18 protein-coding genes are annotated in these 22,912 nt (G+C 68.8%); 8 read left to right on the top strand and 10 right to left on the bottom strand.

Annotation, left to right across the window (positions count from 1 at the left end; all coding sequences use genetic code 11):
- Nucleotide 1: 1 nt before the first annotated feature.
- From ACGFIW_RS04375 to ACGFIW_RS04365, 3 genes are read right to left on the bottom strand one after another with little or no spacing between them, the layout of a single operon-like run.
- Nucleotides 2-829, bottom strand: coding sequence for a carbohydrate ABC transporter permease (locus tag ACGFIW_RS04375; RefSeq protein WP_393310874.1), 828 nt, complete (start codon nt 827-829; stop codon nt 2-4).
- Nucleotides 829-1,809, bottom strand: a complete 981-nt coding sequence (locus tag ACGFIW_RS04370) for a carbohydrate ABC transporter permease (RefSeq protein ID WP_393310873.1) — start codon at nt 1,807-1,809, stop codon at nt 829-831. Before ACGFIW_RS04370 ends, ACGFIW_RS04375 begins: the two co-directional genes overlap by 1 nt.
- A 5-nt stretch (nt 1,810-1,814) precedes the next feature.
- The gene (locus ACGFIW_RS04365) at nt 1,815-2,966 is read right to left on the bottom strand and encodes an ABC transporter substrate-binding protein (protein ID WP_393310872.1); all 1,152 of its coding nucleotides are present in this window, start codon (nt 2,964-2,966) and stop codon (nt 1,815-1,817) included.
- 257 nt (nt 2,967-3,223) lie between these two features.
- Here ACGFIW_RS04365 and ACGFIW_RS04360 point away from each other — a divergent pair, with 257 nt between their 5' ends.
- A complete protein-coding gene (locus ACGFIW_RS04360) occupies nt 3,224-3,994 on the top strand; it encodes a FadR/GntR family transcriptional regulator (protein WP_393310871.1) in 771 nt (256 codons plus the stop codon).
- 74 nt (nt 3,995-4,068) lie between these two features.
- Here the strand turns inward: ACGFIW_RS04360 and ACGFIW_RS04355 are convergent, their stop codons facing one another.
- The 4 genes from ACGFIW_RS04355 to ACGFIW_RS04340 form a co-directional block, all read right to left on the bottom strand.
- Nucleotides 4,069-5,454, bottom strand: a complete 1,386-nt coding sequence (locus ACGFIW_RS04355; protein WP_393310870.1) for an RICIN domain-containing protein — start codon at nt 5,452-5,454, stop codon at nt 4,069-4,071.
- A gap of 392 nt (nt 5,455-5,846) precedes the next feature.
- Nucleotides 5,847-7,316, bottom strand: coding sequence for an endo-1,4-beta-xylanase (locus ACGFIW_RS04350; RefSeq protein ID WP_393310869.1), 1,470 nt, complete (start codon nt 7,314-7,316; stop codon nt 5,847-5,849).
- Nucleotides 7,317-7,411: 95 nt separating this feature from the next.
- The gene (locus ACGFIW_RS04345; protein WP_393310868.1) at nt 7,412-7,693 is read right to left on the bottom strand and encodes a hypothetical protein; all 282 of its coding nucleotides are present in this window, start codon (nt 7,691-7,693) and stop codon (nt 7,412-7,414) included.
- Between the two features lie 114 nt (nt 7,694-7,807).
- Complete coding sequence (locus ACGFIW_RS04340; RefSeq protein ID WP_393310867.1) at nt 7,808-8,806, bottom strand: PaaX family transcriptional regulator C-terminal domain-containing protein; 999 nt, start codon at nt 8,804-8,806, stop codon at nt 7,808-7,810.
- Nucleotides 8,807-9,073: 267 nt separating this feature from the next.
- Here ACGFIW_RS04340 and ACGFIW_RS04335 point away from each other — a divergent pair, with 267 nt between their 5' ends.
- Entirely contained in the window at nt 9,074-10,441 is a 1,368-nt protein-coding gene (locus tag ACGFIW_RS04335) for a PHB depolymerase family esterase (RefSeq protein ID WP_393310866.1), read from the top strand.
- A 136-nt stretch (nt 10,442-10,577) separates the two neighbouring features.
- On the opposite strand, the gene ACGFIW_RS04330 is transcribed toward ACGFIW_RS04335, so the two are convergent.
- Together ACGFIW_RS04330 and ACGFIW_RS04325 are read right to left on the bottom strand one after the other, a co-directional pair.
- Nucleotides 10,578-12,182 (bottom strand): arabinofuranosidase catalytic domain-containing protein, encoded by a 1,605-nt coding sequence (locus ACGFIW_RS04330; RefSeq protein WP_393310865.1) that lies wholly within the window; start codon nt 12,180-12,182, stop codon nt 10,578-10,580.
- A gap of 183 nt (nt 12,183-12,365) precedes the next feature.
- Nucleotides 12,366-14,201, bottom strand: coding sequence for an RICIN domain-containing protein (locus tag ACGFIW_RS04325; protein ID WP_393310864.1), 1,836 nt, complete (start codon nt 14,199-14,201; stop codon nt 12,366-12,368).
- Between the two features lie 296 nt (nt 14,202-14,497).
- On the opposite strand from ACGFIW_RS04325, the gene ACGFIW_RS04320 reads away from it, so the two are divergent.
- From ACGFIW_RS04320 to ACGFIW_RS04305, 4 genes are read left to right on the top strand one after another with little or no spacing between them, the layout of a single operon-like run.
- Nucleotides 14,498-15,736 carry an extracellular solute-binding protein gene (locus ACGFIW_RS04320; RefSeq protein ID WP_393310863.1) on the top strand — a complete coding sequence of 413 codons (1,239 nt, stop codon included), beginning with the start codon at nt 14,498-14,500 and terminating at the stop codon, nt 15,734-15,736.
- An 18-nt stretch (nt 15,737-15,754) separates the two neighbouring features.
- Nucleotides 15,755-16,726: a carbohydrate ABC transporter permease gene (locus ACGFIW_RS04315; RefSeq protein ID WP_393310862.1), complete on the top strand. Its 972-nt coding sequence runs from the start codon at nt 15,755-15,757 to the stop codon at nt 16,724-16,726.
- Nucleotides 16,723-17,547: a carbohydrate ABC transporter permease gene (locus ACGFIW_RS04310; protein WP_393310861.1), complete on the top strand. Its 825-nt coding sequence runs from the start codon at nt 16,723-16,725 to the stop codon at nt 17,545-17,547. The genes ACGFIW_RS04315 and ACGFIW_RS04310 overlap by 4 nt, the downstream gene beginning before the upstream one ends.
- A 32-nt stretch (nt 17,548-17,579) precedes the next feature.
- Entirely contained in the window at nt 17,580-19,292 is a 1,713-nt protein-coding gene (locus ACGFIW_RS04305) for an amylo-alpha-1,6-glucosidase (protein WP_393310860.1), read from the top strand.
- A 10-nt stretch (nt 19,293-19,302) separates the two neighbouring features.
- Here ACGFIW_RS04305 and ACGFIW_RS04300 read toward each other — a convergent pair whose 3' ends face one another.
- Nucleotides 19,303-20,316 carry a LacI family DNA-binding transcriptional regulator gene (locus ACGFIW_RS04300; RefSeq protein ID WP_393310859.1) on the bottom strand — a complete coding sequence of 338 codons (1,014 nt, stop codon included), beginning with the start codon at nt 20,314-20,316 and terminating at the stop codon, nt 19,303-19,305.
- Nucleotides 20,317-20,690: 374 nt separating this feature from the next.
- Here ACGFIW_RS04300 and ACGFIW_RS04295 point away from each other — a divergent pair, with 374 nt between their 5' ends.
- Nucleotides 20,691-22,166 carry an arabinofuranosidase catalytic domain-containing protein gene (locus ACGFIW_RS04295; protein WP_393310858.1) on the top strand — a complete coding sequence of 492 codons (1,476 nt, stop codon included), beginning with the start codon at nt 20,691-20,693 and terminating at the stop codon, nt 22,164-22,166.
- A 260-nt stretch (nt 22,167-22,426) separates the two neighbouring features.
- Nucleotides 22,427-22,783: a YciI family protein gene (locus tag ACGFIW_RS04290; protein ID WP_393310857.1), complete on the top strand. Its 357-nt coding sequence runs from the start codon at nt 22,427-22,429 to the stop codon at nt 22,781-22,783.
- Nucleotides 22,784-22,912 lie beyond the last annotated feature (129 nt).

The following is a 22,912-nucleotide window of genomic DNA, read 5'->3' as shown; positions in this document are numbered from 1 at the left end:
GTCAACCCTTCGTGGAACCGGCGGCTACACCGTCGGCAATTTGGCGCTGGAGGAACAGGTAAACCAACAGGACGGGAATGGCGGCGATCAGCACCCCGGAGGCGAAGGTGGGGATGTTTTCGGAGTACTGCCCGCGCAACGAGGTGACACCGATCATCAGCGTCCGGTGTTCGGCCGAGGGCATCATCACCAGCGCCATGAGGACGTCGTTCCAGCAGAACAGGGCGTTGAGGATGCCGACCGACAGCAGTGCCGGGGTGCCCAGCGGCAACATGATCCGGCGGTAGACGCCGTACACGGTGTTGCCGTCGATCCGGGCGGCGTCGACGATCTCCGACGGGATGCCCCGGTAGTAGCTCGTCATCAGGAAGACCGTGAAGGGCAGGAACTGCGCCACGTAGACGAGGATCAGACCGGGGTACGTGTCGATGAGCGCCGTGTCGGCCATGATCCGCGACAGCGGCACCATGACCACCTGGAACGGGATGAAGAGCCCCGCGAGGCAACCCAGGAACAACGCCGACGAGCCACGGAACCGCAGTTGGCTCAGCGCGAAGCCGGCCATCGACCCGAGCAGCAGCAGCACGATCACCGACACCGTCACCACGAGCAGCGAGTTGACGAAGTAGCGGCCCATGCCGACGCTGTTCCACGCCGTGCTGATGTTCTCCCAGCGCAGGGCGTCGGTGAGGGAGAACCGGTCGAGGATGTAGTCACGGCGGGTCTTCATCGCGACGTTGGCGGTGAAGAGCAGTGGGTAGATCGTCGCCAACGCGAGCAGTGACATGGGGATGGCGATCAACCACCATCCCAGGCGGGCCCGAGACATCAGTCCTCCTTTCCGGATCGTTCGAGCAGCTTGATCTGCAACAGCCCCACCACCAGCATGATGATGAAGAGGATCGTCGAGGCGGCCGATGCGAGCGCCGGACGGTTCATCTGGCCCTGCTGGATCCAGATGTAGTACTCCGGCAGGTAGGTCGAACCCTCCGGCCCGCCGCTGGTCATCACGAAGAGCAGCCCGAACATCGAGGTCAGCATCCCGATCATCGTCGTCACGAAGACGAACTGGATGGTGCGCGAGAGACTTGGGATGATCACGTGCCAGACCACCTGGCGAAGCGACGCCCCGTCCACCCGGGCCGCGTCCAGGAGTGCGGGGTCCAGGGTGGCGAAGCCGGCGAGGAACACCACGAGCGCCATCCCGAAGGTGGCCCAGATGTGCACGCCCACCACCATGAACATCGCCAGGTCCGGGTCACCGAGCCAGTCCACCGGGCTGATGCCGAACGACCCGAGAATGGCGTTGAGGGGGCCGTCGAAGGCGAGCAGCAGGTTGAAGATCGCGCCGACGATGACCGGCGAGAGCACCGCGGGGAAGAAGTAGACGCTGCGGTAGAAGCGGTGGCCGGGCACCCGCAGGTAGATGAACGTCGCGAGCAGGCCGGGAATGGCCACCGCCACCGGCAGCAGCAGCACCAGCAGCCCGACGTTGCTCAGCGCGGTCCGGAACAGCGGGTCGTGGAACAGCTCGCGGTAGTTGCCGAATCCGACAGCCGTCCCGTTCTGCGCACCGTCGCCGGTGAAGGAGAAGTTGACGCCGAGGAGTAGCGGATAGAGCCGCAGCACCACGATGATCAGGACGGCCGGAGCGACCAGGATGTAGGGGGCGAGGCGCTCGGCCCGCAGCCCGCCACGGGAGCGACGAGGCTGCGCCCCGTGGCGGTGCACGGCGGGGGTTGGCGCCGCCCCGCCGACCCGTCCGGCCTGAGCCAGACGGGCCGACGGTTGCGTGTTTCCAATTGACACGAGGGTCAGCCCGCCTGGTCGGAAGCGGCCAACTGCTTCACCACCTCGTCGACGGTGATCGACCCGCTGAGCAGCTGCTGGGACAGCCGACCCATCAGGTCGATCGTCTTCGAGGAGAGCGCCACGTGCAGAGCCGGCTTGCCGGTCTTCAGCTCGCCGACGATCGTGGAGACGGCCGGGCCGCTCTGGGACACGTCGACAGTGGTGTCGGCGACGATCGCGCCGGCGTCGGCGTAGAATGCCTTCAGCGCGTCGGCCGAGGTCAGGGAGCGCACCAGGTCGGCGGCCACCTTCGGGTCCTTCGTCCACTTGGCGACGCCGTAGCCGATACCACCGTCGTACGGCAGGCTCGGGGTGGTGCCGGCGGTGACGATCGGAGGCTTCATGACGCCGAGCTTCTCCGGGGTGAGGAACTCGTTGAAGTCCTTCCAGTGCCCGACGTCCGACATCAGACCCATGACGTGGGCGGCCTTACCGGACTGGAAGTACGCGAACGAGTCGTTGAACATCGCGGTCGAGTTGGCCCCGTCGCTGTTCATCTTCTTGTCGCCGGTCTCCTTCCAGAGCTGGAAGATCCGCTTGACGTTCGGCGAGGTCCAGTCGCGCTTGCCGGTGATCCAGGCGTCGTACTCGGCGGCGGTGAGGGTGACCGACCCCATGCTGGAGAGCCAGAACTGGATGCCGACACCCTCCTTGTTACCGAGGGCGAAGCACTTGGCGCCGGCCTTGGCGATGGCGGCGCAGTCGGCGACGAACTTGTCCCAGGTGGCGGCCGGGGTCGCCGGGTCGAGGCCGGCCTTGCGGTAGATCTCCTTGTTGTAGTAGATGGGGTAGCCCTGCAGCGTCACCGGTTCGGCGTAGACCTTGCCGTCCTTGGTGAAGGCGTCCCACCCGGCCAGGCGCTGCTTGTCCTCGGCCACGTAGTCGGTGATCGGCACCAGCGCGTCCACCCGGTCGCGGATCTGGCCACCACCGTTGAACAGCATGACGTCCGGGCCCTTGCCGGACTGGATCGCCGCACCGAGCAGCGTGTAGTACTGGTCGAAGGGCTGTGCGACGAACTCGACCTCAACCTTTGGGTGCTTCTTCTTGAAGTCAGCCTTGGCCTTGTCCAGATAGGATTTGGCGAACGCCTCACCAGACTTCCAGTCCCACACCACCAACTTGCTGTCGGACCCGCTCGACGAACTCGAATCGCTAGCACTTCCGCAACCGGCCAGGGCTAGGCCCACAACGAGGACGGCCGACCATATCGCGCGCTGTCTCATCAGTTGTCACCTCAGAAAGTGGGGTGGCCGGCGGGCGTGCCGCCGTGCCAATGTTGCCCGGAACGTAACTCGTATGACGTGTGACGTCAATACTCAGCCGTACACTGAGCCAGACGTCGTGCCACGGCGAGCCTTTCGGAGGGGACATGACGCTATCGCAGGAAACAGCCCTGAGCAGCCCGGTGACACCGGCATGGGTGCGTCGGCCGACCAACCTCGCCAGGGCGGTCACCGCCGAGCTGGTGGAGCGGATCGTCCGTGGCGTCCATAAGTCCGGTACGTCCCTACCTCCCGAGCCGATCCTCTGCGAGACGTTCTCCGTGAGCCGGACCGTCGTCCGGGAAGCAGTCAAGATCCTCCAGGAGAAGGGGCTGGTGCAGGTTCGCCAGGGTGCCGGCACCATGGTCACCCCGGCGGCGCAGTGGGACATGCTCGACGAACTCGTCCTCGGGGCCACCATCGCCGAGGACGACAGCCTCGACATCCTCGACGATCTCGTGGTCACCCGGCGTGTGCTGGAGTCCGACATGGCGAACGTCGCCGCCCGCCTCGCCGACGCCGGGACCATCAGCCGGCTGCACGCGATGGTGGACCGGATGGACGAGCTGGTCAACGACCACGTCACCTACCACGAGCACGACCGGGCCTTCCACGACGCGATAATGCAGACCTCCGGGAACCGCATCGCCCGCGGCGTGGTGCGGGCGCTGGAAAGCCAGGTCATCAACACCGCCCGCTACATGGGCCGCACCGAACGGTCGCTGTGCGTGGCGTCCAACCGGGGTCACCGGCGCATCTACGAGCGCATCGCCGCGCACGACTCCGAGGGTGCCGCCGACGCGATGTTCACCCACATCACCGAGGCCTGGCTGGTCCGCCGCAGCGGTTCGGGCAAGCCGGTCCGGCTGCAACGCTGACGGTCGCCGGCAACGAGACGGCGCCCGCCCCCCGAGGTTCGGGAGCAGGCGCCGCCAGCTGAGGCAGACCGGCCTCACGAGAACTGTGCGAAGAACCTCCAGATCTCACCCTTGGTCCAGGTCGTGATGCCGCTCTCGGCGTAGGTGCCGTCCACCGGGCCCGGCATGTGACCGTTGTCGTACGCGGCCCACTGCACCGGGTAACCAGACCGGCAGCCGGAGTACGTGGTCGTGACGTGCGTGCGGCTGCCGGCGGCCGGCTCGCGCGGGCTCTGCGCGGTGCAGCCGTTGTTCCGGACGAACGTGTCGCGCAACGCCCGGCCCCCGGAGATGTTCAAGACGTTGTCCGAGATGCCGTGCAGCCCGAAGTACGCGATGGGCTGCGTACCGCCGCTGCAACCGCTGATCTGCCCACCCGAGATGACCGCGACGGCGCGGAAGACGTTGGCCCGCGCGCAGGCGACGGCGTAGCTCATGCCGCCACCCCAGCTGAAGCCGAGGGCGAACCGCTGCCTCGGGTTGACGCAGAGGCTGCTCTCGATCCGGCTGATCATGTCGTCGACGAAGACGATGTCCTCACCGCCGGAGTTGCCCCAACCGTTGCCGAACCCCTGGGGCGCGACCAGGATCGCGCTGTTGTTCGACTGCTCCTGCTGCCCGTAGTAGGACCACGCAGTGCCGCTGGTGCCACCCGAGGAGATCTCCTGCATGGTGCCGCCGCGCCAGTGGAACGCGAAGATCAGCCGGTAGGGGTTGCTGTTGTTGTAGTTGGCGGGCACCCGCAGGATGAAGGTGCGGCTCTTTCCGTTGCTCTGGATCGTGTGCGTGCCGCTGGCCAGCGTCGGTGCCTTGCCGCACCCGCTGCCACCCGACGGCGGCGGGTTGCTGCCGTCGGTGGGCACGAGCTGCCACTGCTGGTTGGAGCCGTTCCAGTCGGCGTACTGGACGATGTTGGCGCCGTCGGCGGTGGACGAGCCCTGCACCTCCACGGCCTTGTTGCTGTTGCGGTTGATCAGCCGCACGTAGCCGCCGTCCGAGTCGGCGAGCCGGAACTGCTGGTTGGTGCCGTTGTTGTCGGACCACTGCACGATCGCCCCGCCGTCGGCGGTCGAGCGGCCGCTGACGTCGAGAACCTTGCCGGAGTGCCGGGACTTCAGCCGGTAGAAGCCACTGCCGGAGTCGACGAACTGCCACTGCTGGTTCGCGCCGTTGTTCCGCGTCCACTGGCTGATCCGGGCGCCGTCGTTGGTGGCCGAGGAGACCAGATCCAACGCCTTGCCGCTGTTGCGGTTGACCAGGACGTACCAGGCGTTGGTGTCCACCGTCGCCGCCGCCGCGGGCGCCGCGTTGACCGCGACGAGCGTGCCGGCCGCCATGATCGCTGCCGCCGCCGCGGCCAACCCTGACCGCCAGCGACGTCTCGGTGGAGAGGCGGGACGAACCTCACCGATGGCATTCATGGTCCACTCCTTCGATCGGGGTCACCCACGAGCAGAACGCACGCGCGTGCCCTGGGGGTGCGTGCCAGCGTCCGGTGGTGGCGTCGGCACGTCGGGGGGTGCGGGCGAGATGCGGCCACCGGGAGCACCTGCCCCCTGCCAGCAGTCGACCGTGCGGCCACGCCCGCCCGCGTGTGGAAAATTAGCGTTCACAACGTCATACGTCAAACGACCGACGTCTATCGGGAGCGGCTGCCCGGCACCGGCACCGGACCCACCAGCACGGGCCCGGACCAGCGGACGACCTCGGCGGCGGAAACCATCCCTGAGCTGCGCAGTCTGCTGATGCCGTAGCGGCCCGCCCCGATGGACGGGACGGGCCACCACGCGTACCGAGGTGCCTCGTGACGCTGTTATCCGATGCGGACGAGCTGCCACTGTTGGTTGTTGCCGCCCCAGTCGGAGTACTGCACGATGTTGCCCCCGTCCGCGGTGGACGAGCCCTGCACCTCCACGGCCTTGTTGCTGTTGCGGTTGATCAGCCGCACGTAGCCGCCGCTCGACTCGGCGAGCCGGAACTGCTGGTTGGTGCCGTTGTTGTCGGACCACTGCACGATCGCACCGCCGTCGGCGGTCGAGCGGCCGCTGACGTCGAGGACCTTGCCCGAGAGCCGGGACTTCACCCGGTAGAAGCCACCGCCCGAGTCGGTGAACTGCCACTGCTGGTTGGTGCCGTTGTTCCGCGTCCACTGGCTGATCCGGGCGCCGTCGTTGGTGGCGGAGGCGTACAGGTCGAGCGCCTTGCCGCTGTTGCGGTTGAGCAACACGTACCAGGCGCTGGTGTCCACCCCGGTGCCCGGCGGGGGCGTGGTGGGCGTGGTCGAGCCGCCGTTGAGGGTGTCCAGGACGGAGTTGTACGCCGCCTTCTTGTTGCCCGACCGGTCGAAGAGCAGGGCGTTGTCGTCGCCGCGCCACGAGTCGCTGTCGCGCACACCCCACGTGGTGATGCCGGTGCAGCGCGCCACGGCCAGGCAGGCCCGGGTGACCCCGGCGTAGATGCTGGCCTGGTTGCCGCCGGTCATCACGTCCAGCTCGGTGATCTGCACGTCCACGCCGAGATCGGCGAAACGCTGCAGATTGGCCTGGTAGTCACTGGACAACGACGTGCCCAGGTGCGACTGGAAGCCCACACAGTCGATCGGCACGTCACGGGACTTGAAGTCCCGCACCATGTTGTAGATCCCGGTCGACTTCGCGTTGATCCCGTCGGTGTTGTAGTCGTTGTAACACAACTTCGCACCCGGATCCGCCGCCCGCGCCGCCCGGAACGCCGCCTCGATCCAGTCGTTGCCCGTGCGCTGCAGATTCGAGTCACGCCGCGCGCCGCTGTTACCGTCGGCGAACGCCTCGTTCACCACGTCCCACGCGTAGATCTTGCCCTTGAAGTGGGTCGCGACCTGCGTGACGTGGTTCATCATCGCGCTGCGCAACGCACTGCCCGACATGTCCCGCGCCCAGCCCGGCTGCTGCTGATACCACAACAGCGCGTGACCCCGCACACTCTGACCGTTGGCCTGCGCGTGCGCGACCAGCCGGTCCCCACCGGTGTAGTTGAACCGACCCTGCTGCGGCTCCGTCGCGTCCCACTTCATGTCGTTCTCGGCCACGACACTGTTGAACTCGCGGTTCAGGATGGTCACGTACTGGTTGTCGGAGAGCTTCTGCCCTGCGACGGCCGCTCCGAAGTAGCGGCCCTTCTCGGCCGCGGCCGCCTTCAGGGTCGTGCCGGCACCGCTGGCCGTGGGGGCGAGCACCGCCGTCATGCCCGCGGTGAGGGCGACGGCGAGGGACGCCGCCGCCAGCAGAGTTCTCTTGGGTTTCATGTGGTTCCTTCTCAGTGGTGGTCGCAACGGTGGTGGTGACGTGCCACTTTCTTGCCAGAGTCGGTCCGGGAAGGCTGGCCCTGATCACGACGCGCTCAGAGCGGGTTGGCGGCGGTGCTGTCGGTGCCGACCGCGTCGATGGACGCGCACTGACACCTGTCGTCCGGCGGGCTGACACCGCTGCCGAAGGTGCGTGATCGACGTCCGCATGCCCTGGGGGACGTCGTGATCGTGAGGTGCGACAGCGGCTCGCCCGGTGAGCCATCGCTGGCGTCCTCGATATCGAGGGTGAGCGATAACATGCCGTTCGTCAAGACGTAACATAAGCCCGGATCGATGCTGTGGGGCTCGCGTTCCGTCGCCGCCTGCCTCGTCATCGCCACTCGGTCCGCCGCCCTGCCAGGGGCTGATCCGCGTCACCGGCACCTTACGGACGCGTGCTTGCCGGTGAAACTGTTATCGCTCACAGAACGGCGAGGCGTGACCCGCCGTCAACAGACGACTGCGCCGTGCGCCGGACCCGCCGGCCCCTCGTCGAGGCGTACTCCGGCGAGGATGTCGGCGGTGGTGTGGGCCTCGATGCCGGGTTGCTCGCCGTCGGTGAACCGCGTGACGACGGCCCGGACGTGTCGCTCGGCGGGTGCCGCGAGGCCGTCGTAGACGGCCTCGAACAACTCCCGCGCCGGCCTCCGGAGCCACTTCTTCGGCAGGAGTTCCACCGGCAACTGCGGATCGAGGACGGGAAAACGCCGGAAGGTGTCCATGACCTCGGTCCGTGCCCGCACCGCGGCCGCACCGTCGATCTCCCCGGCCACCACCCGGGGCAACACCGGTGTCCAGCGCTGGAGGAACGCCCGATAGCTCCGGGTGATCCCCTCGATGTCCCAGGCCTCGATCGGGGCGCGGTGGATGGCCGACTCCAGTGCGGTCTGCCGGCCGCGGAACACCGTGACGGCACCGAGGGTGAGCTGGTCGAGCTGCGCCCGGGCCGCCGGGGTCAGGTCGTCCGGAGAGATCCACAGCCCGTCGTACAACGGCGCGTAGCCCAGCCACCGTAGCTGCGCACGCAGGGCCCGCCGCTGCGTGCTCAGCTGCTGCGGCAGCGAGAAGGCGACGACCGTCCAGCACCCGTCCCACGGCACTGTCGAGCTGGTCGAGGCGAGGATCCAGTGGCCGCCAGCGGAGAGGTTGGCGGCCGCCGCGCGGCTGAGCCGGTAGGAGCTGCGCCGCCCCAGCCGGCTGCCCTCCAGGACGCCACGACGGGCCAGCCGACTGATCGCGGTACGCGCGCCAGCCGTGGTCACCCCGGTCTCCGCCAGCAGCGCGACGAGGGCGGCGGACGGGAGCGCGGCACGGGTCCGCAGGGTGTAGTCGGCAAGCAGGGTCACCGCGACGCCCTGCGGCGAGTTGCCGACCTGCCGTCGGGGCAGCCGCAGCGGGTGGTCTCCGTCGTCGGGATAGATCTCGTCGATGTCGAAGGGGCTTGCCACAGGCGCTCCGTGCTCTTCAGGGACGGTACGACGACTGTAGACGGATAGCTGTCGATCCGGCCGGCGCGGCCATTCATCGATAGAGGAGCATCGATTGACACTTCTTGGCCCGAGGAGAACACTAATCGCCACGCGATGAGGTCCTCCAGTCGGGCAGGGCGAGCCACCGGTAGCGGGCATCGCGCGGTCACCGCGGGCATCGGGCGTACCCGCGACCGGATCGCGCGCCCAACCACAGCCTGCACAGGCAATCGAAGGAGTCGTCCGTTGAGAATCAGAAGGAAACTGCTGCTCACCCTGGCCATGTCGCTGGTGGCGGCCGGCCTGGCCATCCCCGCGATCCAACCCGCGTACGCGGCATCGTTGACCGAGGTGACAAGCTTCGGTGACAACCCCGGCCGGATGCGCATGCACGTCTACGTGCCGGACAACCGCCCGGCCAGGCCGGCGACGATCGTGGCCATGCACGGCTGCGGCGGGTCCGGCCCCGGCTTCTACTCCGGCAGCGAGTTCGCCAGCCTGGCCGACCGGTATGGATTCATCGTCATCTACCCGTCCGCAACCCAGCAGGCCGGGTTCGGCAACTGCTTCGACGTCTGGTCGGACGCGGCCAAGCGCCGTGGCGGCGGCAGCGACCCGGTGTCGATCATCTCGATGGTCCGGCACGTGCAACAGCAGTACGCCGCCGACCCGGACCGGGTCTACGCCACCGGCAGCTCCTCCGGCGGCATGATGACCAACCACATGCTGGCCCTCTACCCCGACGTGTTCAAGGCCGGCGCCGCGTTCATGGGGGTGCCGTACAACTGCTTCGCCAACGCGGCCGACTTCCCACCCACCAGCAGCCAGTGCACCGGCGGAAACATGAACCGCACGCCACAACAGTGGGGCGACGCGGTCCGCCAGGCGTACCCCGGCTACTCCGGGCCCCGCCCCCGCGTGCAGTTGTGGCACGGCACCAACGACACCCTCGTGCCGTACTCGCTCCTCCAGGAGACGATCGAGCAGTGGACAAACGTGTTCGGGCTGAGCCAGACACCCACCTCCACCGACACGCCGCAGCCGAACTGGAACCGACGCAGGTACGCCGACAGCAGCGGCACGGTTCAGGTCGAGGCGTACAGCATCCAGGGCGCCGGGCACAGCCTGCCCGCCAGCGGCATGGCCGCCTCCGCGATCGGGTTCTTCGGCCTGACCAGCCCGCCCAACCCGACCACGCCACCGCCCAATCCGACCACGCCGCCGCCGAACCCGACGACCCCACCCCCGGACCCGACCACGCCGCCGCCCAACCCGACGACGCCGCCGCCGGACTCCGGTGCCTGCCGGGTGACGGTCGCCGTCAACGCCTGGAACAACGGGCTGACCGAGAACATCACCGTCACCAACACCGGCACCAGCGCCGTCAACGGGTGGTCCCTGGTGTTCACCCTGCCCGGCGGGCAGACCATCACGTCGGGCTGGAACGCCTCCTACTCCCCGAACTCTGGGCAGGTGACGGCCAGGAACGTCGCGTACAACGGCGGCATCCCCAGCAACGGATCAGTGACCGTGGGCTTCCAGGCCACGCACACCGGTAACACCGCCAAACCGACCTCGTTCACCCTCAACGGCGCCTCCTGCTCGGTGACCTGACACCGGGTGGCACTGCGGGGACGGGCACGTCACGTGCCTCCCCGCAGTGTCGGCGGACCCGCCGCCGACGAGGGCGACATCGACGAGTACGTGCGCCGGTCACCAGCTCGTGGTGACCGGCGCACGTGTTGTCGGGCTAGCGGTAGCCGGCGCTCACGATGCTGGCCTGCACCGCGGCCTCGGTCGCGTCGGACGGGTAGCCGGCGACCATGGCCCCCTCGTAGAAGGTGCCGGCGCTCAGGTTCGCGCCGCCGTCGGGCTTGCAGCAGTCACCGCCACTGCCCAGGATGATCGCACCCTGCTTCTTCATCGGGCTGTAGCCCGGCGGGAGCGAGCCGTCGTACAGCGTGTAGAGGCTGCCGGACGTGGCGTCGCTGCCCTTGATGGCGAAGCGGGACGTGCCGTTGTTCTTCAGCGTCGCGGTGACGAACTTGCTGGTGAAGGCGCGCTGGTTCGGGTTCCAGCTCTGGCTGCCGCCGGGGAAGAGACCCCACTCCAGGTCCGCCTGCACCCAGGGCCCGCTGCCGGAGCAGCCACCGAACCAGCACTGCTTGCTGAAGTTGATGGCGTCCATCGCACCGGCGGCGTCGGCCTTGCGGGTCGTCTCGCTGTTGCCGTAGTCGAAGCAGCAGCCGCTGTTGACGTGGGTGCCGCTGGTGACCATGTACATGCCCTCGGGCGCGGCACCGGTCGGCACCCCGGTGAGGTGCCCGTCGCGCCAGTAGCTGTTGCCGGGGTTGATGTAGAGCGAGTACGCCTTGGCGCCGCCCACGCTCAGCGACTCGGTCGTCGCGACCGCCGGCCTGCTCTGCGGGCTGCCCGGAACCACGCTGGACCCCTGGTACCACAGGTCGTTGCCGCGCCCGGACTGGTCGTAGACCACGGTGATGACGCAGGTGGTGCCGGTGCAGAACGAGTCCTGCGTCGCCGCGTTGGCGGTGCCGCCCGTGCCGGTCAGCCCGACGTTGCGGGTCGTGTTGTCCGACGAGCGTCGCACCTGGTAGAGGTTGCCGGCGTACGACGCGAAGAGGGCGCGGGTCGTGCTGTGCGCCGCGATGCACGGGGTGCCGCCGGAGGCGTAGATGTCGCACGGGCGCGAGCCGCTCGGCGGCGGGCTGGTCGGCGGTGCGGAGGTCGGCGGCACGGAGGTCGGCGGCGTGTTCGGCGAGGCCCACTGCTGGTTGGCGCCACCGTTGCAGGCCCAGAGGATGATCTTGGTGCCGTTCGCGGTGGCGGCGCCGTTGGCGTCGAGGCAGAGCCCGGACTGCACGCCGGTGATGGTGCCGTTGCTGTTGACGTTCCACTGCTGGTTGTTCTGGCCGTTGCAGTCCCAGATGATCGCCTGGGTGCCGTTGGTGGTGCCCCGGCCGGAGGCGTCCAGGCACTTGTTGCCGTACACCTGGAGTTGCTTGCTCGACGTCCAGGTCCAGGTCTGGCCGGCGGCGCCGCCGCAGTCCCAGAGTTGCGTCTGGGTGCCGTTGGTGGTGCTGGAGTTGGGCACCTCCAGGCAGCGACCGGACGGCGTGCCGACGATCGGGGTGCTCTGCCCCGGCTGGATGGTGGCCGCCGCGGCGGCCTCGGCGGCGAAGGGCGAGCTGGTGGGGTTGGTGGCGGCACCGACGCCGACGACGACGAGCACCCCGGCCAGGGCGCCGGCCAGGAGGGTCAGACGTCGGACGCGTTGGCGTCTCGGGATGAGGTCGCGGGCTGTTCCTGGCCCACTACGGGACGGGGTTCGCACGAGGTGGCTCCTCGGAGTCGTGGAAGCGCAGGGGGATTGTCGACGCGCCACGGGCGGTGGTGGCGAGGACGAGTCGAATCGCAGCGAATCGTATGACCTTTACTTAATTCATGTCAATGAATGCAACGCCGGGTGACGCGCTGGCCGGGGGGCGGAGGCCAGCGCGTCACCCGCCCGGGACGACTACCGCCCCAGGAGCCGCCAGGTCTGGTTCAACGAGGCGTTCTGGTTGACCGCCTTGCAGGTCCACTGCAGGACAGTTGCGCCAGCCGCCGTGGAGACGCCGTTGACGTCGACACACTTGCCGCTGTGTCGGGCGAGCAGCTGATAGTCGTGCGAGTCGTTGCCCGAGTAGGTCACCTTGCGGAGGGTGAACTGCTGGTTCGAGCTGTTCAGGCAGGTCCGCTGGCTCACGGCAGCGCCGTCGGCGGTGGACGCCCCGTTGACCTCGAGGCACTTGCCGCTCTGCTGGTTGACCACGGTGTAGGTGTTGGCCACCCCCGCGACCGGGCGGAAGTTCCAGAGCTGCTGGTCGCCGCCGTCGCAGTAGTTCTGCTGTTGGCCGTTGCCGTCGGCGGTGCTCAGGCCGGTGTTGTTGAGGCACTGCTGGGAGTGCTGGGCCACCGCCACCGACTGGAAGCCACCATCCGACGGGGGCAGCAGGGTGACGGCGTAGGTGTCGGTCTGGTTGGTGTACGGCAGGGTCACTGTGGCGTTGTTGTTGGACACGCCGACCACGCTGTTCGAGACCGTGATCGGCCCCGGCACGGCACCACCGTTGTTGTGCGGGATGCGTTGGGTGAGCACCCGGACCTGGTTGTTCTGCACGATGCCGCTGGTGGTGTCCAGACCCTGCAGGTTGACGGTCAGGTTCCCGGTGGTCCGACCACCGCCGATCAGGATCTTGGCCACGCCGTCCGCCTTCGTGGCGTACGCGTCGTACGACTGGCTGGGGGTGACCCCGACGATCTGCCCGGTCTGCGAGGCGTAGAAGCGGTAGTTCCACCACTCACCCTTGGGCTGGTGCTGCCCGGCCGAGTTGCGGATCAACAGGTTGCCGAGGTCGTTGTGCAGGCTGCCGCCGCTGGCCCAGTTCGCCCGGAGGCCGTCGGCGCGGGCCCGCTCCAGCCGTGCGATGTACCAGGCGCCGTCGGCCGGGTTCTGCTCGTCGGGCGCGCCGTACTCGTTGATCTGGTAGGGACGCGGGTGGGCGATGCCGCGCGGATCGAGGGTGGCGTTGGCGGCGGCGACGTTCGCGACCGGGTCACCCGGCAGTGAGTGCCAACTGATGATGTCTGGAACCGTGTTGGTCGAGCGGACGAAGTCCAGGTACTGGTTCCAGAAGGCGTGGTTGGTCGACGGGACGCAGGCACAGCTCGGCCCGACGATGAGCTGGCTGGGGAACTCCGTCCGGATGCGCTGGTAGGTGCGGCGCCACAGTTCCAGGTACTGGGAGATCGGGCGGTTCCAGAAGATGGTGATGTTGGGTTCGTTCCAGATGTCCCACTGCACGCTCAGTCCGGAGGCCCGGACGTCGCCGATGAGCCGGGTCAGGAAGTTGTCGTAGTCGGTCCAGTTGCCGTTGTCGCCGGGGAAGCGGGAGATCCCGGCGCCGTCGGCGCCCCACAGGTCGTGCGGCAGGATGATGAACTTCCCGCCGAGGGCGGTGGTCCGACGCGCCTGGGCGAGGGTGGAGTTCCACCGGCGGTCGTACGTGCCGCCGACCCAGCCACTGCCGGGCAGCTGCGCGCCGCCGGCCCGCATGGCCTGGAACTTGACGTCTCGGTAGAAGTGGTCCGCTGGACCGCTGGCGTTCTCGGTCATGCCGTAGATCCAGCCGGACGCGCGGTAGGTCGGCGCGCCGTTGTCCGTGGCGAAGTTGACGCTTATCGACTCGTTGGCGGCCTGCGCCGGAGGCGCGGCGACGGTTACGGCGGCGGTGGCGGCGAGCAGGCCAACCGCGAGTCGGGCGGCGAGCGCGCGGGTTCGGCCGGACCTGCCGGGGGACGGGGTTTTCACGGGCGGCTCCTTGGTGGGGCGCGGGGGACGCTCTCCGGAGGGCTGCTTGCGAATCGATTCGCACGGATCGTAGGACCAGGAACTGAACGATGTCAATGAAGTGACGACGCGGTGAAGGTGGCGTTTCACAGCGCAACCTTCAGAACCCTCGCGCATCTCTTGACCAGGCGCCAGGGGCGGACCTATCTTCGTGCGAACCGATTTGTCGAATCGGTTCGCCTCATGGTCGGACGACGTCCGACCCGCGACGGTCAACCCGCACACCCCACCTGACATCGACTGAAGTGAGGCACCACATGACAGGATTCAGTCGTCGACGGCGCCTGGCCGCCGTCGCCGTGATAGCGCTCGCCGCAGTGACAGCCAGTGCCTGCTCGTCGTCCGACGGAGGATCCGGCGACGGCGGCGGCGCGTACCTCGTCTGGGACCCGTATCCGCAGTTCGCCAACGACTCCGAGTGGGTCGCACTGCTCAAGAAGTGCGGCACCTCGGCGGGGGCGGCGACTGTCGAGCGGACCGGCTACGACACCACCGACCTGACCAACAAGGCACTGCTCGCCGCCCAGCAGGGCAACTCGCCGGACGTGCTGATCGTGGACAACCCGGTCATCTCGACACTCGCCGAGGCCGGCGCGCTCACCACCACCGACGACAACAAGCTCGATGTCTCGGCGATGGCCCCGAACCTGCTCGGCGCCGGTCAGAGCGCGGGCAAGACGTACGGGGTGCCGATCGGGGCGAACACCCTCGCTCTCTACTACAACAAGGACCTGCTGACCGCCGCCGGCGTCGATCCGGCCTCGATCACGGACTGGGCGTCGCTGACCACGGCACTGACCAAGGTCAAGGCCAAGGGGAAGAAGGGCATCACCTTCTCCGCGATCGGCACCGAGGAGGGCAGCTTCCAGTTCCTGCCCTGGTTCTGGGGATCGGGAGCCCAGCTGACCAGCCTGGACTCGCCGCAGGCGGTGTCCGCGTTGACGCTCTGGACCGACTGGCTCCGGCAGGGCCTCGCCCCCAACTCGGTCATCAACAACACCCAGACCACGAGTTGGCAGGAGTTCGCCACCGGCGACTTCGCGTTCGCCGAGAACGGCACCTGGCAGCTCGCCAACGCGGAGAAGCTCGGCTTCTCCTACGGCACCATCGCGATCCCGGCCAACGCGGGCGGCCCGGCACCGGCGCCCACCGGCGGCGAGTTCGTCTCCATCCCGGTGCAGAAGAAGACCGCCAGGTACGAGACGTCGCAGAAGATCGTCGCCTGCCTCACCAGCGCCGACAACCTCCTCACCACCGACACCACGCTGTCCTACGTCGCGCCCGTCGCCGCCGTTCAGGATCGGCAGGCCGCCGCGGACCCCAAGCTCAAGGTCTGGGTGGAGGCGGTCCGGGCAGCCAAGGGCCGCACCGGTGACAACCTCGGCACGAAGTACCCGAAGATCTCGGAATCCCTGTGGACCGCGGTGCAGGCCGCCCTCAGCGGTGGGAAGTCACCGAAGGACGCGCTGACCGCCGCCCAGGCCGCGACCAGGTAGCCACGCCGAACCGACACCATGCTCCCCACGACACACAGCTCCACTGCCGCACCGGACCAGGGTGGGGCGGCCAAGGCCGCCCCACCCGGGCCTGCCCCGTCCCGCTCCCGCCGGCCCAGCCGGTGGCTCGCGTGGGCCTTCCTGGCACCCGTCACCCTCTACCTGTCGGCCTTCTACGCCTACCCGCTCTACCGCAATCTCGACCTGAGCCTGCGCGAGTACACAGTCCGTTCGTTCGTGCAGGGCGGTGCGCCCTTCGCCGGCTTCGACAACTACCGGACGGTCCTGACCGATCCGGCGTTCGGGTCCACCCTGGCGCACACCCTGATCTTCACTGCCGCGTCGCTCGTCTTCCAGTTCAGCATCGGCATGGCGCTGGCGCTCTTCTTCCACCAGCACTTCCCGCTGTCCCGCACGTTGCGGGCGTTGTTCCTCGTACCGTGGCTGCTGCCGCTCATCGTCTCGGCCTCGACCTGGTCATGGCTCCTCAACAGCGATTCGGGGCTGGTCAACGCGGCACTCGGTGTGGTGGGGATCGACCAGGTCAACTGGCTCACCTCGCCGGGCTGGTCGCTCACCTCGGTGATCATCGCCAACATCTGGATCGGCATCCCGTTCAACCTGGTGGTCCTCTACAGCGGGCTACAGGCGATCCCGGTCGAGATGTACGAGGCGTCCGCGCTGGACGGCGCATCGAGCTGGCAACGGTTCTGGGGGATCACCTTCCCGCTGCTGCGCCCCGTCTCCGCGATCACGCTGCTGCTGGGGCTGGTCTACACGCTGAAGGTCTTCGACATCATCTGGATCATGACGAAGGGTGGGCCGAGCGACTCCTCCGCCACGCTCGCGACCTGGTCGTACCGACTCGGCTTCGGCAACCTGCTGCCCGAGTTCGGTCCGGGTGCGGCAGTCGGCAACCTGCTCATCGTGATGGCCCTGGTCGCCGGGCTCGTCTACATCAGGATCCAGCGGAGGCAGAACCTGTCATGACCACCTCCACACCTCGGGTCTGGTGGAAGACCGCGGTCGGCCTGGTGCTGACCGGGCTGATGCTCTTCCCCGTCTACTGGATGATCAACGTGTCGTTCACCCGGGACCAGGACATGCGGGCCAGCCCGCCGCACCTGTTCCCGACCAACGGCACCCTGGACGGCTACCGGGCCGTCCTCGACCAACAGTTGCCGTACCTCGGCACCAGCTTCCTGGTCGGTCTCGGCACGGTGGTGTTGACCGTGGCGCTGGCCGCCCCCGCCGGATACGCGCTGGCGAAGCTGCGGCCGCCCGGCGGCACCGCACTGAGCTTCGTCCTGCTGATCGCGCAGATGATCCCGGGCATCATCATGGCGATGGGCTTCTACGCCATCTACCTCAGTCTCGGCATCCTCAACACGCTGCCCGGCCTGATCCTGGCCGACTCGACACTCGCGGTGCCGTTCGGCGTACTGATCTTCACAGCCTTCATGTCCGGAATTCCCGACGAGCTGCTCCAGGCCGCCGTCGTCGACGGCGCCGGCCGGCTGCGGACCTTCTGGTCGGTCGTGCTCCCGATCAGCCGCAACTCGATCGTCACGGTGTCGCTGTTCGCGTTCCTGTGGTCGTGGTCGGACTTCATCTTCGCCTCGACACTCGCCGGCGGCGGCGACCAGCAGCCCATCACCCTCGGCATCTACCACTACATCGGCAACAACAACCAGCAGTGGAACGCCATCATGGCCACCGCTGTCGTCGCCTCCATCCCCGCCGCGGTGCTGCTCATCCTGGCCCAGCGCTACGTCTCGATGGGCGTGACCGCCGGCGCCGTCAAGGACTGACCACCCGCAGCACAGAAAGGCATCCGCCACCCATGACCGTCGTCCCGTCCGGTCCGGAGTTCCCCGTCCAGGACATCCCGTTCAGCTGCCGAGGATCCTGGTTCAACATCTCCCCGGTGGTAGCCGAGAAGACGTACGCCGACGATCTGCACCTGGTCTCCCACCAGACCGGACTCCACGCCGTACTCCGGTTCTCCCCCGCGGTCGCCGGCACCACTGTCGTCGCCACACCCGCGCTGCTGACCTGGCGAAACGGCACCGACCGGATCGAGGCGGTCTACGACGGGCCGGACACCCTGCGGATCCGGGGCCGACGGCTCGGCCTGCGGGTCGCCGCGGCCGCGGCCACCCTCACCCCGTTCAGCGGCACCTACCTCTACCACGACCCGGTCGACGGATCCCACGTGTTCACCTCGTACGAGACCGGCCGTCGCTACCGGATCACCGTGCTCTCCGGTGCGCTCCAGCGCACCGACGGTGTCGAGGCGCTCGGCACCGCGGACCGGTCCGTCGACCTCCCCGGTGACCAGCCCTGGGAGATCGCGATCGAGGAGTACGCCACCGCCCGCCGCCCGTACGTCGAATCCGCCACCTTCGACCAGCTGTGCCGCGACCGGGCCGCCGAGTTCACCGCGTTCGTCGACGCGGTCGCGCCGTGGCGCGGTGCGGAGACCCCGGCCGCCGAGCTGGCCGCCTACGTCCTGTGGTCGGCCACCGTCGGCCCGGCGGGCTTCGTCACCCGGCCCGCGGTCCTCATGTCCAAGCACTGGATGGACAAGGTGTGGAGCTGGGACCACTGCTTCAACGCGATCGCCCTGGCCGCCGGCGAGCCGGAGCTGGCCTGGCACCAGTTCCACCTGCCCTTCGACCACCAGGACGAGGCCGGCGCGCTCCCCGACTCGGTCACACACTCCGAGGTCCTGCACAACTACGTCAAGCCGCCCATCCACGGTTGGGCGCTTCACCACCTGCGTCAACGCCTTCCCCAGCAACCGGACCGGGCGGCGTTGGCGCAGACGTACGACCGGCTGGCCCGCTGGACCCGGTTCTGGCTCGACGCCCGTCGGGCCCCCGGCCAGGAGCTGCCCCACTACCAGCACGGCAACGACAGCGGTTGGGACAACGCGACCACCTTCGACGGCAGCCGGGTCCTCCAGACGGCCGACCTGGCCGCCTTCCTGGTGTCCCAGCTTCGCTGCCTCGCCGCCCTCGCCACCGAGCTGGGTGAGCCCGCCGACCAGTGGTCCCGGGAGGCCGACCGGGTCCATGGCGCCATGCTGCGGGACCTGTGGGACGGCGAACGCTTCGCCGCCCGCAACCCGCACACCGGCCACCGGCGGACGAGTCGGAGCCTGCTCGACCTGATGCCCGTCGCGCTCGGGGCCGACCTACCCGCTCCGGTCGCCGTCGCACTGGCCCGGGGCGTCGAAACCCACCTGACCACGCACGGGTTGGCCACCGAGCCGGTCGACTCGGCGCACTATCTCGCCGACGGCTACTGGCGTGGCCCGATCTGGGCGCCCTCCACGGTGCTGGTCGAGGACGGCCTGCGGCGGGCCGGGCAGACCAGGGTCGCCGACGAGATCAGCCGGCGCTTCCTCGCGCTGTGCGAGAAGTCCGGATTCGCGGAGAACTTCGACGCCGAAACCGGGGCCGGGCTCCGGGACCGCGCGTACACCTGGACCGCCAGCAGCTATCTCATTCTCGCCGCCGGCCAGGAGGAACGGCGGGTCAGGAGGGGGTAGCCGCACCGGCTCAGCGGGCCCGGACCGGCCCGGTGCTCAGGCGCAGTGAGATGGGCGGGCTGTACAGCCGGTGTCGTGGCACGGCGCCCGGGGCGGCGATGCTCTCCAGCAGCAGCGACACCGCCTCGGCGCCCATCTCGACCATCGGGACGTCCGCGGCGGTCAACGGTGGGCGGAAGTCCTCCGCCCAGTGCTGGGCGGCGACGCCGGTGACGGAGAAGTCGCGCGGTACGGACAGACCGGCGCTGGTCAGCGCGCGCTGCATGCCGGGCAGTGCGGCCTCGTTGATGGTGGCGATGGCCGTGACGTCGGGATGTGTCACGAGCAGCTGTTCCACGCACGCCTCGCCGGAGGCCGTGTCGTCGCCGCAGCAGACCTCCACGCCGGTCAGCCCCCGGTCCGCCGCCGCCGCCCGGAACCCGGTGAGCGCTCGATGGCTGGGGCCGTATCCCGCGGCGACCAACTCGGCGGAGCGGTTGACCATGGCCACGTGCCGGTGCCCCAGATCGGCCAGGTGGTGCACGCAGCGGGCGATCAGCCCGGAATAGTCGATGTCGATCCAGCTCATGTCGTCCGGCTCGGCGATCCGCCCGATCGTGACGAAGGGCAGACCGGTCTTGGTCAGGCGGGTCACCCTGTCGTCCTCCAGGCGGATCTCCATCAGGACGACGCCGTCCACCCGGCGCCCGGTGACGATCCGCTCGAACGACCGGTCGTGGTCACCCCCGGACGGGGACAGCAGCACGTCGAGGTCGTGGCGCGCGGCCGCCTCGACGACGCTGGCGACGAAGCCCAACTGCATGTCGGTCAACCGCTGGCTGGCCGGGGGGATCACCAGCCCGAGGGTGCGGGTGCGACCCTCCTTGAGCGCGCGGGCGCTGGCGTTCGGTCGGTAGTCCAGCTCGTCGATGACCGCCTGGATCCGCTGCCGGGTCCCCTCCGACACGGTCCGTTTCCCGCTCAGGACGTAGGAGACGGTGCTGCGGGACACCCCCGCCCGGCGGGCGATCTCCCCGATGTTCATGCCGCGCCCTCGAATCGATTCTTGCCCCGACACGGGCACGCACCATCTTTCCCTGACGAGCATATCCGCCCGGAAACTCGAACCCCGAGTCAGCGAACTCCGCGGCCAGCGGGCGGACGACCGACGGTGGCGCCCCGGGGTGCGTCGACGTGGACCGGTTATCGACCGGGTCGGATGCGACGGCCCCACGGACGGTGGCGCGACGAATGGACGAGCATTAATGTGAGCAGGTATGACGTGTGACGTCGACCTGGCTCGGTAGCGAGGCTCGAACCACCGCCATCCACGGCACCAAGCGTATCGATCCGGGTCGGTTCGGCAACACCGGCTCGCCCCGCCACCACCGCGCTCCACCACACCGCCGAGAGGATCCGATGAATGTGAAGAGACGACTGAGTCGTCTGCTCGCCGCCACGGGAACCCTGCTGGTTCTCGCTGTCGGTGCCAGCATCTACGTGGTCTCGGACGCGCCGGGTGTCGCCCGCGCCGCCGGCACGGGACCGTGCGACATCTACGCCTCGGGTGGCACCCCGTGCGTGGCCGCGCACAGCACCACCCGCGCGCTGTACGGCGCGTACAACGGCCCGCTTTACCAGGTCCGCCGCTCGTCGGACAACACCACCCGTGACGTCGGCGTGCTGAGCGCGGGCGGGTACGCCGATGCCGCCACGCAGGACACGTTCTGCGCCAACACCAACTGCGTCATCACGATCCTCTACGACCAGTCCGGCCGCAACAACCGCCTCACCCAGGCCCCTCCCGGCTACTTCGCCGGCCCCGCCGCCGGCGGATACGACAACCTCGCCGACGCGAAGGCGGCACCGGTCACCGTCGGCGGCCAGAAGGCGTACGGCGTCTACATCGCCCCGGGCACCGGCTACCGCAACAACAACACCAACGGCGTCGCCACCGGCGACCAGCCCGAGGGCATCTACGCCGTCGTCGACGGCACGCACTACAACCAGTGGTGCTGCTTCGACTACGGCAACGCGCAGACGAACAGCCTGGCCGACGAGCGCGCGATCATGGAGACGGTCTACTTCGGCGCCAACAAGCAGTGGGGCTACGGCGCCGGCGCCGGCCCCTGGATCATGGCCGACCTGGAGTGGGGTCTGTTCTCCGGGGTGAACGCGGGTTACAACAACATCGCGTCCATCAACCACCGCTTCGTCACGGCGATGGTCAAGGGCGAGCCCAACCACTGGGCCATCCGGGGCGGAAGCGCCCAGTCCGGCGGCCTGACGACCTACTTCGACGGGCGACGCCCCAACGGCTACCACCCGATGAAGAAGGAGGGGGCGATCCTGCTCGGCATCGGCGGTGACAACAGCATCACCGGCCGAGGCACCTTCTTCGAGGGGGTGTTGACCTCCGGCTACCCGACCGCGGCGACCGAGGACGCGGTGCAGGCCAACATCGCCGCCGCCGCGTACGCGCCGGCCGGTGGCGGTAACCCGCAACAGGGCGTCCAACTCGTCGGTGCCCAGTCCAACCGCTGCGTCGACGTGCCGAACGGCACCACCACCAACGGCACCCAGGTCCAACTCTGGGACTGCGTCGGCAACACCGCCCAACGCTGGACCCACACGGCCGGCAAGCAACTGCAGGTGTTGGGCAACAAGTGCCTCGACGCCAGCGGCCAGGGCACCGCCAACGGCACCCAGGCCATCATCTGGGACTGCCACAGTGGCACCAACCAACAATGGAACATCAACTCCAACGGCACCATCACCGGCGTCCAGTCCGGGCTCTGCCTCGACGCCAGCGGCGCCGGCACCGCCAACGGCACCAAGCTCCTCCTCTGGGCCTGCAACGGGCAACAGAACCAGCGGTGGTCCACCCGGAGCTGATCCGTACCACCACCCGATCGGCGGTGCCGGAAGCTGCCGAACCGCCAGGGCGCGGTCGCAGGTCACCGCCGCAGCGGCGCAGGGTGGTGGCCGCCCGGTACTGGCGCGATCTTCCTCGGCCGGCGACCGTGTTGAGGGCGATGGCCGCGCCGGGTTCGGTCGGAGAGATTTTTCGCCAGGCTGTCGATCCGCGGCCCCGCTGGCTCGTCGTGAGAATAGAGGCCACCACCGAGGGGCCGGCACACGATGGGATACCAGTCATGGCGAAGTACATGATCCTCATCTACGGGGACGCGCAGCAGTGGGACGCGATGACCGACGAGCAGTGGAAGGCGCACGACGCTGCCCACGTGGCGTTCGTGGCCGAGGCCGGCGCGCGGATCCTCGGCGGGCAACAGCTGGAACCGGCGCCCACGGCCACCTCGCTGCGCGCGGACGCACTCGGTCAGCTCGACACGACCGACGGCCCGTTCCTGGAGACCAAGGAGGCGCTCGGCGGCTACTACCTGCTGGAGGCGACCGACCTGGACGAGGTGCTGTCCCTGGCGGCACTGCTGCCCGAGGTGCGCGCGGCACACAGCGGTGTGGAGATCCGTCCGGTGGTCGACCACGGATGAACGACACGGTCGTGGGGGGGGGGGGGGGGGGGCGGCGCCCGGCCGGGGGGCCCGCGCGGCGGCGCGCCCCCCCCACGCCCCGGGGCCCCCCCCCGCACGCGGGGAGGGGGCACCGGGCGCGGGGGGCGT

Source organism: Micromonospora sp. NPDC048935 (assembly GCF_043197875.1).
Classification (GTDB): Bacteria; Actinomycetota; Actinomycetes; order Mycobacteriales; family Micromonosporaceae; genus Micromonospora.
The sequence above is the reverse complement of the archived record's forward strand: the minus strand, read 5'-3'. Positions and strand labels throughout refer to the sequence as shown.